Source organism: Bradyrhizobium sp. 179 (assembly GCF_023073535.1).
GTDB lineage: Bacteria > Pseudomonadota > Alphaproteobacteria > Rhizobiales > Xanthobacteraceae > Bradyrhizobium.
The window spans coordinates 24,111-36,437 of sequence record NZ_JADPJR010000024.1 but is presented as its reverse complement, the minus strand read 5'-3'; the positions used below and the strand labels follow the sequence as shown (position 1 = coordinate 36,437).

Sequence of the window (12,327 nt, the reverse complement as noted above, 5' to 3'; positions counted from 1 at the left end):
CGCCCGCATGCGCCTTCTCGAACTCGGCAATCTTGGACAATGTGAGACCAGTTGAAGGCACTTCCGAATTGCGGTTCGACGACGGCCACGGTATTGACTTTAATTCCTTCAGCAGGGCAACACCGGGTCGTGTTCCCGGTGGTGGTGTAGCTCGGTAGAGCAAAGCCGCCCGGACGCGCCCCCAATAGCGCCGTAGCGGGCGGGCGGTCGTGCGCTGGTCACCGGCAGTTCTCCGGTAAGATCGGGTTGCGACACGCCAACCCAACCGAGCAACCACCGATGACCGACGGCATGATGAACCTGCGCACACTCGTAGAGAAAACCCTGATGCCGATCTGCTGCGCGAGATGATCGGCTTTGCCGCCCAGCGTCTATGGAGTTGGAAGTCGAGGGCCAGACCGGGGCGAGCTACGGCGAGAAGAGCCCCGAGCGCCTGGCCCAGCGCAACGGTTACCGGGAGCGGATCTGGGAGACCCGCGCCGGCGCGGTCGAATTGTGCATTCCAAAGCTGCGCAAAGGCTCCTACTTTCCGGGTTTCCTGGAGCCGCGCCGCATGGCCGAGAAGGCGCTCACCGCATGCAGGAAGCTTATGTGCAGGGCGTCTCGACCCGTTCGGCGGGCGACCTGGTGCAGGCGATGGGCATGACTGGCATCTCCAAAGCCAGGTCAGCCGGCTGTGTGGCGAGATCGACGACAAGGTGAAGGCCTTCCTCGCCCGCCCGATCGATCGCCGAATCTCCGGCTGAAGTAAACCGCGCCGTGCTTCCATGCCCCGAAGGAAGCGACTCCATAATACCCTCAGCGCGAACATCATCCCGATCCTCGAATTAAAGCTGGCTGAAGAGCTCTCTTCAAGTTCGGGGCACTGAGCCACCAATTTTCTCAGTATGCCACCGAGGCGTCTCCCGCCCCTAGAAAGCGACGGTCGCCATGGTATGCCGCCGCTGCGGGGATCAGAATTTGGCGCACTGCGCCCTCCCCAAACCTTAAAGGCGCGCGCGTCCACAATGAATTCGCGCCCTGACTTGCTTGAGCCCGCACTCTCTAGAATGCTATCGACTTCAGAAGCCTTCGCGCAGATCGTGCAGTCTCAAAACCGCGTGGACAAATGCAAGATCGATGATGCCGTTGGTCGGCGCCCCGACCAGGGCACAACTGTGCTTTCAATTTGTGCCATCACTCAAATGATCGGCGGAGCTTAGCAGTGATCCTCGAGCACTGCGAGACGGAACAGGTTTGCGGGCCCGATCAACTACCAACCCTCGTAATTGATCTAGATGACGGAAGCATGTCACCTATCGATTGATGAAATCGGCCGGTCTCCACGTTACGCCGGTCATCACAAGGAATTGGCATGCAACACCGATTACCATCTGTTCTCGCCAACGGCCCTGATCAATCCGCCGGTTCCTCACGTGCTGAAATCCTGCGCGCCGAAATCTGCTCCCGCAGAGAGCTATCGTTCCTCATGGAAGCGCATGATGGTCTCTCCGCCGCGATCGCTGAGCGCGCAGGGTTCAAAGGCCTCTGGGCGTCTGGCCTGTCTATTGCCTGCTCCCTGGGCTACCGCGATGCCAACGAAGCGTCGTGGAGCCAACTCGTAGACGTAGTCGAGCGGATCGTGGAATCGAGCGAACTGCCTGTGCTCGTTGACGGAGATGGCGGCTTCGGGAATTTCAACAATGCACGCCTCGTGACACGCAGGCTCCGTCAGCGTGGAGCAGCCGGCGTCGCGCTCGAGGACAGCTGTTTTCCGAAGATGAACTCGTTTGTTGGGGATCGGCACCCCCTCGCCGACATCGACGAATTCTCTGGCCGCCTCCGGGCAGTGAAGGATACAGTCGCGGACGACTTGATCTTGGTGGCAAGGATCGAGGCATTGATCGCTGGGCATGAGATGGACGAAGCACTTTCGCGCGCTCACGCCTACGCCGACGCGGGAGCCGATGCGATCCTTATTCATTCGCGAAAGAGAACCGCGGACGAAATCCTTTCGTTCGCGCGCGCTTGGCAGAACAGATTGCCGGTCGTGATCGTTCCGACGAAATACTATCGAACACCGATCTCCGCATACCGCAAAGCCAACATCTCTACGGTGATCTGGGCCAACCACTCCATGCGAGCGGCAACGGCGGCAATGCGTCAAGTCTGCGGTCGCATCATCGCTGAGGAAAGCACCGCGAGCATTGAGCCGCATATTGCCACTCTCGAGGAAGTCTTCGAACTGTTCAAGTACGACGAACTGGCCCGTGCGGAAACGCGATATTTGCGGCCCGACGCTGAACTGCGCAAATAGGGTTTCGTCGACATAGGAGCGCATAGTCATGGTCGAAGACCTCCTGTCCTGGACTTCCTCCTAGCTGGCCAGGTTCGACTGCAATCTCAAATCCCTAACCATTGCACTGAGATGTCCTTAGATGGCGTAGCACGCCTCACTCAACCGAAATGCGCACTTTGCCATCTCGGCAGCTCGAGGCACCGGATCCAGCGCCTTCCTTCTCTCTGGAGAAAGGACCGACGAGGACCATTTGCCTGTCTTCACGCTTGTGCTCCATTTTCAGATGGCTCCCGCAGACCTGATGTCGCTTCAGCATGCCTACGCTGGCGACGAAGACGCCGTCGGTGTTTCACCTTAGAGGCGCGACGAGAAAGGAACTAAACGGTGACCGATGCTCCCAAGAACGCCGTCATTCTCGCCGCTGGCTGCGGCTCTCGCCTGCGTCCTCTGACAGATCTGCGGCCGAAGTCGCTGGTCGAGGTCAACGGCACTTCGATTCTTCACAACGCTCTGCGCAATCTGGAATCTGTTGGCGTGGAAGAGGTGACGATCGTGGTGGGTTACCGCAAAGATGCCATTCAATATGCCTGCGGTAGCCACTTTGGCGAACTCAAAATCAAATATGTCGAGTCGACCGTCTTCGACCGCACCGGAAGCGCCTATTCTTTGTGGCTGGCGCGCGACGCTCTTCTCTCCGGAGACTGCTTTCTTCTCGAGGGCGACGTATTTTTCGAAGAGGATGCGCTGCGACACTTGATGGTCTGCCGGGGGACAGACGTAGCTGCAGTCGTTCCCTTCGGTGATTCAATGGAAGGGTCGGCCGTCCTGTTGTCGCAGAACGGCTTCATCTCAGGTTTTCGATTGAAGCAAACCGCGGCAAATCTTATTGCGGATGGCCCAAAGCTTTTCAAGACAATGAACCTCCTACGGCTTTCGGCGCCGACACTCAAGGCAACGATCGTTCCGACACTGGACGATATCATCGCCGCTGGAGCTCGGCAGACCTACACCGAAGAACTTTTGGGTTATCTGATAGAGAGGCGAGGCCTCCAGCTCGCCGCGGCGCGATGCGATGGCCTCAGCTGGTACGAAATTGATAACGCTGACGATTTGGAGATTGCCGAGCGCATTTTCAAGGACCGAACGAAGGCCTACATGGCGAGACGTGATTTGCAAATGAGGTGAGAGTGCAATGCTAAAATACCTTTGGGATCCAGCGAACGCTATAACGATCACAGGTCTTCTCTTTTCCTCCGCCAGCCTGTTTTTAGCTCTCTCTGACCGCCTTGAGCTATCCGTGGCAGCAGCGCTTTGGGCCGTTCTATCGGACCACCTCGACGGGGTTGTGGCAGGTCGCACGAAAGGTCGCGATCCAGATGTCGCAAAAATGGGAGCGAGCCTCGATGGGTTTGCAGATATCGTCTATGGAGCCGTCGTGCCTGCGGTAGTTGTGGTACAAGTCAGCCAAGCTTCACAACTCGCGCTTGCGACCGCAACCGCTCTACTGGTGACCGGAGCAATAAGGCTTAGCTACTTTGCGAACTTCGGCAGATCGCGCGATGGACGCTTCTTGGGCGTCCCCTTGTCATACGACGTGCCGCTCCTGGCGCTTCTATTTCTTTTTAAGCCTCTTATTCCTGCTGAAGCATTTCCTGACGTCGTAAACATTGGCTTCTTGCTGCTCGCTACAGCGCATGTCGCGCCTGTTCGCGTGCCACCACTGGGCGCAACAATGTATACGGCAATAAGCATCTTCGCCGTCGTGTCGTCGGTGGTTTTAGCCAGTCGCTCCTTTTGATTGCGGATGGAAGTATGATCCAGCGACTACCTTCTTCGTGTTGCAGGCTTCCCTCCATGCAGGTCACATGATGACATGTAGTCTCGCCAACCGCGGCGTGCACCAGACTTGTTGCCGAGAGCATTTCCGCACCAATCGGCACTGCTCGATGCTTGTTCGCCGTGAGCTTGTCGAGAGATGGCGACCATCTTGCAATTTTCGTTTGTCCTGAAATGTTGAGCTAGTCGCACGCATGAAGAGGGCAGCACAAATGGACCCACCCCTTAGGTCGGACGAGGTCTCTGACCTGATCAACCGATTCCCCGGCGGCTATTGGAAATATGACATCAAGGACTTCGTCCTTCTGGTAAACCCTTATTTTCCGCCGCAGGCGTTCCTTGACGAACTTAAGAACGCGCTACCGCGGCTTATCACCTGCTATCCCTCTCCTAATGCGCAGATGGTCCAGCTTCTTGCGGATGCGGTGAAGACGCCAGCGAATAAACTTGTCATTTGCAATGGCGTGGCTGAACTCATTCCCATCTTCCTTGGTCGACTGGGAATGAGGTCCCAACCTTCAATCCTTATGAAACCACCGCCTTGCCCGGGCGGTTGTCACGCTTTTTTCTGTCACCGCCAGATTTTGAACTCGATGTGCACCGCTACGCAGCATTTGCGCGTACAAATGGCGTCAACGGCGCAGTCGTGATATCGCCGAATAATCCCACTTCGCGGATGGTTCCCTATGCGGATTTACTATATCTCGCTTCCGCGCTTCGAGCTCAACAGCAACTGCTACTGATCGATGAGTCATTTATAGAGTTTAGTGAGCTCGGACGAAGTGCTAGCCTGGAAAATCACTTGCTCGAATTTCCCAATGTGATCGTTCTCAAAAGCCTCGGAAAGATTTACGGAACATGCGGTTTGCGGATGGGGTATGCGGCATCCGCAAATGAACAGATGATGAAGGAAATTAGAGCGGCGCTCCCCACGTGGAATGTCAATACGGTTGGCGAGTTTTTTCTGAGCAGGCTCCCTCACCTCGCGCACGCGGCACAGCAGAGTTGGATGAGGGTAGGCAGCGACAGAGACAAACTATACGCAGACCTGCGCAGCATCGACGGAATGAGAGTTCTAAAGCCCGACGCGAATTTCGTGTTCTGCGAACTGCCGCCCCACTGGCCGGATGGGGACGTGATCGCCTCAACGCTTTTAAAAGATAGACGCATATTGATCAGGCACAGTGGCGGAAAGACGCTTCAAAATGGCAAGCGGTTCTTGCGCATCGCATGCCGCACTGATGAAGACAATAAACTCTTGGTGGAAGCATTGAAAGAAGTTGCTGATTAGCGCAACTTGTCTTCAGTCACCGAGCATTCGAGACTTGAGACATCCTTCGGCATTGAAAGGCACAGCCTCCGCTCCGAGGGAGCGAAGCTAGTGGCCTTCCGGCGCTCGCCCCTCAAAACAGCCAGACAGCGCTGAGGCTCTACATGAAGTACCGTAGACCGATAGCCCGCCAGCGGCCGCGGCAAGGCGTCGTTGAGCACCTCGACCGCTTACCGGATCGAGAAGGATCCCCGGCTTCCATCGCAGAGAAGGCTCCCCGCGGCCGTCGCCGGCTGAGCCCGTTGGCCAGCGTGTTTGAGACAGAGATGGTGCCGATGCTGAAGGCCGCTCCCGGGCTGCGGCCCGTCGGGATCTTCGAGGAGATGTTTCGGCGCCATGCCGAACTCCGAGCCGGCACCCGTCGCACACTGGAGCGTCGGATCCGAGCCGAGATCGAACGCGTGTGACCAATCCGACCTCAGAGACGCTTCACAAAATCGGACCCGCGTTCGGATTCCAGATCGGCTTCGTGCTGATCACGCCCTCCGCATCCGCGAAGAATACGGAGGCGTAACCAGTATCCGCGCCATAATGCCGTTCGACGCTTAGAGCAAGGAGCAAGCAGTTCAGTCAAACTTGTAGGAGACCTGTAAGAACGTGCCCCATCGTTCCATGCGATAGTCCCCCGGAAGGGGCCCAGAGGTAGCAGGAGGGCGGTTCTCCTGGTTGGCTCCGGTAGCGAGCGTCTTACGTTGGTTTGGCGTCCACATAGCCGAATAGCGGCCACCGAAGCCAACGCTGACGTTCTTAGTGATAAAGTAGGATAGGGCTGCCTCAACCTGCACACCACCGCCACCACTCCCGCGTTGATCAAGGAAGGTCGTGAATTGGCGCATCAGATGGTTGTCGCGCCCTCGGAAGTCCGTCCACGGCAAGTAAGCAACGTCGGCACTTACGCGCCAGCGATCGAACAACATGGTCTCAGCGCTAAGGCCGATGCGCAGCGCATTCCAATCAGTGTCTTGGCTGCCGACAATCCTACTATCGCCCGGCACAAGGCAAGGTGCAACGTTGGGGGAGGCGGTCTGCACACATCCGATCGTGTCAGACTTCTGGCCGTAGTAGCTCCAGCCCATGAACCCACCAACCTTGTAGGTGCTGCCATGCAGGAAATCGTAACCGGCATCCGCGGTGAAGTACGTGAACCTTCCGTTGCCCTGGCCCGATAGTGTGTTTTGATAAGCGAGCGGGTCCCCGCCCCAATCTTCATCGTTCATCTTTCCATTGCTGAAGCGCCCAAACCCGATATTGCCCTTCAGGAAGATTCCCCAGGGGCTGTCCAGCCGTTCGAACAACTCACCAGAAATCCCATCCTGCCCATGGTAGGTGAGCTTTGATACGAGATCAGTACTCCCGTGGTCCCATTGAAAGCTTCCGCGGCTTAACCACAGCCGTGTGCCGCTTTCCAGCGACCACCCATCAGCGAAGCCAATCGGCGAGGCGCTGACGGTCGGCTTCGTTGCGTATAGCGGCGTATCTGACCATCCTGCCGTCCGTGGGTGTGCGTCAAAATGGTAGTTCAGACCGAGCTTACCGATGTGATAGCTGCTGGACAGGCTGGTGGTGTTGGCGGGGATGGTTGCCAAGGGCGGCCTCTGTAGGGTCGGAGGGGTCGCGACACTTGGACCGGTGAATCCCAGATAATCGTACTCAAACGTCACGGACCATGCGTTCGCGAGTGCTTGCTCGACGCCCAGGCCGATCGTGCCACCGACTCGACCATAATCGAAATCGGTGGCATTCTGTGGCGCCAAGCCAAATGGGTGACTTCTGCTACGGAATTCGTTATTGTTGGCGACAACGCCGCTATTGTGCTGCCAGGCCACGCCCCCCTTGAGATAAACAAGTGTTTGGCCATGCGGGCCGAACGCATACCCAAGGCGACCCGTCCCGGTCGCAAAGACGCTTGGACCAGCGCTGCAGTTTGCGCTGATGACAGAGCTGGAGGCGGCAAGACAGGTGTTTCTGCCGTCTGAGACAGCGCGACTGGCGTCCAGTTCAACGCCAAAAACCCAGCGTTCCCTCTGCCAGTTGTAGCCGATCTGACCTCCGGCCAGGAACACAGGGGTGTCGACAACGTCACCATAGAGTGACTGGCCATAGGGGTCGCTGAATGATGTTTGCCCGTAGCCCCCACCGACGTGCCCGCCGATATATCCTCCGGTCCAGCTCCAGACGGCGAGTGGGACCTTTACTGCCGGCTTGAGATCGGCCGAATTGACAGCGCCGCCTGCAATGAGCGCAGCTGTTGCGACAGCGTAAAAAAGAAGTTGGGACCGCATTTCACCTCACGAACACAGACGCGCGCCACCTTGCAACGACAGCCAAATGGCCGACGTTGTTAGCGCCGCTTCCACAGCGGTTGCGGTTTGCAGGATCTAGGCCAGCGGACGCAATGCGCATTCGCTGCGGTTTTCGACCTCGATGTTGTCTTCGCAACAAGATCGGTGGATTTTGAAACGGGCCGAGCGTCTGAGGTCGGACACGAAACGCATGCTGCACGCCGGCTCCGGCCGATCGGATAGGTGGTGAATGCTCCCGCGAACAGCCCTTTCTCTTGCTCCACACTCCTCGGCTGTCGCACGGCTCGGCCGTCCCGGACGCCGGGGAAGCCGATGAGGACGTCCACATCGCAGGCGACGAGCTCGGAGACGGCGACGCAAGGGCGCTCAGGAAGACCGCAGAGTACCTTGCTGGTTCGGGCCTCGACCCGCAAGCCTTTTAGGAGTTGTCAGATGTGCGGTGAGCGGTGAGCGGCTCTCCGTGTTCCTCGGCGGCTTCTTCTCACACGACTCGTACTCAATCGGCATGTCCGAGCGAAGGATCGTCGACTCGAGCGCCTCCTCGCTCTTACCGCCGCGAGGATACGAGCGAGGGTCTCGTCAAATGACAGCGGCTTTATTCCTCAGCTCATCCGCTATCTCTCTAAGCGTTGGAGTTCAAGCGGCGGTACCGCATTCCACAATAGCGGATCGACGGCCAGCCCACTCTTCCGATCCAGCAGTTGATTGAAGTGCGTGAAACGCGCGCCCGCCAGCGCTGCATACCGGTTCGGCTCGCTGGCCATCTGACTGGGAGCTGGCTAACCGATCTTGCGTAGGTCCTCGCCTTTTCGGTCAGCCTTTGCCAGTCATTAGGCGAGCCGCTTTTGAGGAAAGAGGAACTCCTATACGTGAGGACGCATTGATCTGTTGAACTGTCCGACAAGCCCTCTCCGCAGCTTTTTCTTCTGCTTTCCTCGCACTCCAAAGACTCGCCGGTGCCAAATTAACCGTTGGCCACCGAAAAATGAATGAACTCAGTTGCACAAAGATGGGGCAGAAGCATGCCACCATCACCCACATCATGAGGAAAGCCCGCATAACGTATGTGGTGCTCTTTGTTCGCATCAGGCTCGCGAACACAAGCAGCACGACCATGAAGCCCAGCATGATAGCCGCGCGGTTGGCGGCGCTTCTGCTGTCCTCTTTTAACGCAGTATAGACAATAGCTGCGGCGGCATCGACGCCTGCAACGCCTATCGCGCACGGAACCGGACGGTACCTCTTCACAGCCTCCAACAGCAGACTCGGCAAATCTGAAACTAGAAATACCATCGTCCATCAGCAGCGTCCGAGGTAAGACGCTATTTTCGCGATCGTCTTTTCAGCGGGACACCCAACGCCCTCTTCTGCCGAACGTAAAGAGAGACCCAGCTGCGATCGGCCGTCCTACTTGCCGTTCCAAGCGGCCAACGCCTTCAGGTAGGCATCTGTTTGGTCAACGCTGAACTCGCACCACATGATCAGGTGGTCCGACATCTGGAAGGTGCGCCACTGCCTGAACATGTTAGCGGTCGGCGCGCCTTTACCGCCTCTGAATTCCTTCGGATCGTCGAAGACATAGTCGAAGAAATTGAAAACGCCTGCGTTAGTGCTTTTCACACCTACCTTCTGCTTGAAAAATGCGATTTGGTCGTAGAACTTGTTCTGGTCCACGTTACTCCCTGGCAGCTTTTGCAGCTCGGCCGGGACCTCGAACCTGTTTCTGGTGATCGCCTCGTAAGTCTTATCCGTGCGGGAAAAGATATTGAAGTCGCCGAGCAGTACGAGGTGTTCGGGCGAGTAGTCGGCCGGGGCGCTTGTGTTGATGTAATCCTTGGCCTTGGTGGCAAGCAGCTTGGCAAGCGCGTTGATCTCGTCGACGCGCCGCGGATCCTCCGCTTTGGCGGTACCGTAGTAGATGTGGACCGTACATAGGTTGAACTTGGCCCAGCCCACCTGGAAACCGCAGACGAAGGGGGTACGGGCGACCTGGCTCATTCGCTCGGTGGCGGTCTTGCTCGGCAGAACCAGTTCGCCGGCAAGTCCGGTGAAGCTGACCTTGGCCGTGTTGTAGACAAAAGCGAGCCGCTCGAAATTGCCGCCGTCGGCGAAACTGACGTCTGTGAAGATGACGTCCCACTGCCGGCCAAGCAGACGTAGAATTTCCTTGAGCGCCTTGAGGTCGGCCCGTACCTCCTGCACCGCGATCAAGTCGAAGCGGCTTATGCACTCCGCGATGTAGTACATTGCGTCGGTCGTTCGGCCGCCATACTTGGTCCCGCCGAACTCGCGGATATTCCAGGTTGCCAGCAGCAGCGTACCGTCACTCTTGGCAGGCACCTTCTTCTTAAGCCCGGTGCGCAGTTTGCTGAGCCCCGCAACAATCCTCTGGCGCTGCTTGTCGTCCTTGATCCACCTCAGGCCTGTGTAATTCATCGATAACTCCAAAAAACGATAGAGCGAGCGCGGTCGCTGAAATCACCGTATACAACCACTGATTTTATCGATTTGAAATAGAGGAAGGCCGACGGGGCGGGCAAAAACCCTGCGGCGCTCTGACACAACTTGGATCGCTCGCGGAAGATTGCTGCATAGCGCTGGCTTGGCGCCCTGAGCGCCGGGCGTACCGTTGGCGGCCACCGGCCCGGTGTCGTTCCGCCGCGTCCCAAGGCAGCGATAACTTCACCGGCGGCTCGATCGAGGCAGCCAAGCTGCTGCATACAGCTTTTCTACGCTAGACGGCGGCCGCGACTGGCACTCCTGCCCGTCTTCTTGCGTGCACTGTCAGCGCATGATCCGTCCCCGACGCCACTTTCTTGCGCTTCTGTGACATGGCGACGCCTGCGCGCCACGCTTGCGCATGGCTGCCGATCACGTTCGACCGATGCGCTACGCAGCAAAAAGAAAGATTTCTGCGTGTTATCGCCCTGATGAGGCCTACGGATCGACGCTCAGTTTATGTGAGATTGTTGGGACGACCCACCACGTCAGCAGAATCAAGATAGACTGCCTCACCGACCTGCACATGACGGAGGTGCTGGTGGTATGCGCCGCTGCTGGTCTCGTAGACCTTTTCGATCGTCCGAGGCACGTCCCCTCCCTCGTCGATGAAGACCTCAGTGAGGCCGCGGCCGGTCATCGTTGCTGGCCGCGAGATGCCCAGAAGACCGAGCACTGTGGGCGCAAAATCGCAAATACTTGAGGGGACTTTTGAGACGAAGCCGCCTTTGACGAGCGGTCCTGCCAAAATGCCGACAGACGACATCTCCTTGGCATGCAACCCGCCGTGCACTCCTAAGCCGACTGGCCCATCCGCACTCCAACTGCGACCGATAAGACCAAAACGATCAAGGCGGCCATCGGATCGAAACGAGAACAGGATATCTGCCGATCGGGCATGGTCGGCGAACACGAGATGACGGGCGAAGCTGCCGGGCGCAATGCCATCGACCGCGCCGCCAGCGGTGAACACCGGACCGCACCAGGGCCTTTCGATCATTGCCCCGACGGCGCGGCGGATAACGATCTGCGAGGGCTCGGCCAGGTAAATTGCTCCGACCTGCCCAGGTATGACGATGGCGTCGATCCCAGCCGCCGGTGCCGGGCCGCAGCGCAGCCCCGCAGCCTCAAGCGTCTGCAAGAGATCGGCCCGCGCATGCACCGTCACGTGCCCGTGATCGGAGGCTGCGATCAGGTGCACGCCCTGGCACACGCCTTCAGCTTCCCACCAATCGAGCACCCGGCCAAACTGCCGATCGACAAAGCTGATCGCTTCCAGAGTTCTTGGCGCGCCGGTTCCACAATCGTGGGAGGAACCATCGGGTTCGCCGAACGAGAGGATTGCGACGTCGGGCCGAATCTGAGGCCAGATGACGTCGAGGAACGCTGAAGTCAGAAAGGCTTGAGAGGCAAGATCCGGGGTGCCGGGGGGTGGCGTCGCAGGCGTCGGCCCAAGCAGGCTCTCCACCTGTCTGAGCATCTCGGCCGAGGTCGCGATAGAAGGGAAGTGGCCCGAGAGCGTCACCTGGCCGAACTTTCGGGCCTTATGGTTCAGCAGACGGGTTGCCCCCGCCGAGTTGGATGCCAGGACTGACAATGTCCTGCCGTTCGCCGCGAGGATCTCGCCAAGTGACGCCACACCGAGTAGATGGCCGTCGCTCGCGGCATCGAGGTCCTCGATCAGACGCGCATTACTTGTCTCAACCAAGCGCGGTGCCGGAAAGTGCCGGTCGAGATACTGATTGCCAACAATGCCGTGGCGATCCGGCGTTGCGCCCGTGATGAGGCTCGTGAGCGCTATCCGTGTTTCGCTGGGATAAACGGTGCGCTGCCGGGCCAGCACCGCACCGCGGCGCTGGAGCCTGACCAGATTCGGCGTCAGCGATGGTTTGATGAGATCCGGCCGAAGCCCATCAAATAGCACGATGAGAACCCGATACCGGTCCGGTCGGTTGAACATGATCGTAAGCTTTCGTTTAGCTGGGACGTAGCGGATCGGCCGGGGCTTGGCTGACCTGACGCAGCCTAGCGCCATTGTCTTCGGGATGGACGCTGATCGCTTGCGCGAGGGTGATGCCGGT

7 protein-coding genes and 2 pseudogenes are annotated in these 12,327 nt (G+C 58.3%); 6 read left to right on the top strand and 3 right to left on the bottom strand.

What is annotated here, in order from left to right:
* Window positions 1–279: 279 nt before the first annotated feature.
* The 6 genes and pseudogenes from IVB12_RS04920 to IVB12_RS04895 all read left to right on the top strand — a co-directional run.
* Window positions 280–728, top strand: a pseudogene (locus tag IVB12_RS04920) (transposase); the annotation flags it as partial.
* A gap of 695 nt (window positions 729–1,423) precedes the next feature.
* Complete coding sequence (gene aepX / locus IVB12_RS04915; RefSeq protein ID WP_247296248.1) at window positions 1,424–2,296, top strand: phosphoenolpyruvate mutase; 873 nt, start codon at window positions 1,424–1,426, stop codon at window positions 2,294–2,296.
* Window positions 2,297–2,662: 366 nt separating this feature from the next.
* Complete coding sequence (locus IVB12_RS04910; RefSeq protein ID WP_247296187.1) at window positions 2,663–3,463, top strand: phosphocholine cytidylyltransferase family protein; 801 nt, start codon at window positions 2,663–2,665, stop codon at window positions 3,461–3,463.
* A gap of 7 nt (window positions 3,464–3,470) precedes the next feature.
* Window positions 3,471–4,076, top strand: coding sequence for a CDP-alcohol phosphatidyltransferase family protein (locus IVB12_RS04905; protein WP_247296185.1), 606 nt, complete (start codon window positions 3,471–3,473; stop codon window positions 4,074–4,076).
* A gap of 579 nt (window positions 4,077–4,655) precedes the next feature.
* Window positions 4,656–5,405, top strand: a complete 750-nt coding sequence (locus IVB12_RS04900) for an aminotransferase class I/II-fold pyridoxal phosphate-dependent enzyme (protein WP_247296183.1) — start codon at window positions 4,656–4,658, stop codon at window positions 5,403–5,405.
* Window positions 5,406–5,536: 131 nt separating this feature from the next.
* A pseudogene (locus tag IVB12_RS04895) lies at window positions 5,537–5,833 on the top strand (IS21 family transposase); the annotation flags it as partial.
* Window positions 5,834–6,010: 177 nt separating this feature from the next.
* Here the strand turns inward: IVB12_RS04895 and IVB12_RS04890 are convergent.
* The 3 genes from IVB12_RS04890 to IVB12_RS04880 all read right to left on the bottom strand — a co-directional run bounded on the left by IVB12_RS04890 (window position 6,011) and on the right by IVB12_RS04880 (window position 12,206).
* A complete protein-coding gene (locus IVB12_RS04890) occupies window positions 6,011–7,726 on the bottom strand; it encodes an outer membrane beta-barrel protein (RefSeq protein ID WP_247296181.1) in 1,716 nt (571 codons plus the stop codon).
* A 1,428-nt stretch (window positions 7,727–9,154) separates the two neighbouring features.
* Window positions 9,155–10,183, bottom strand: a complete 1,029-nt coding sequence (locus tag IVB12_RS04885) for an endonuclease/exonuclease/phosphatase family protein (RefSeq protein WP_247296178.1) — start codon at window positions 10,181–10,183, stop codon at window positions 9,155–9,157.
* A gap of 520 nt (window positions 10,184–10,703) precedes the next feature.
* On the bottom strand, window positions 10,704–12,206 hold the full coding sequence (locus tag IVB12_RS04880; RefSeq protein ID WP_247296176.1) for an alkaline phosphatase family protein: 1,503 nt from the start codon (window positions 12,204–12,206) through the stop codon (window positions 10,704–10,706).
* Window positions 12,207–12,327: the final 121 nt, after the last annotated feature.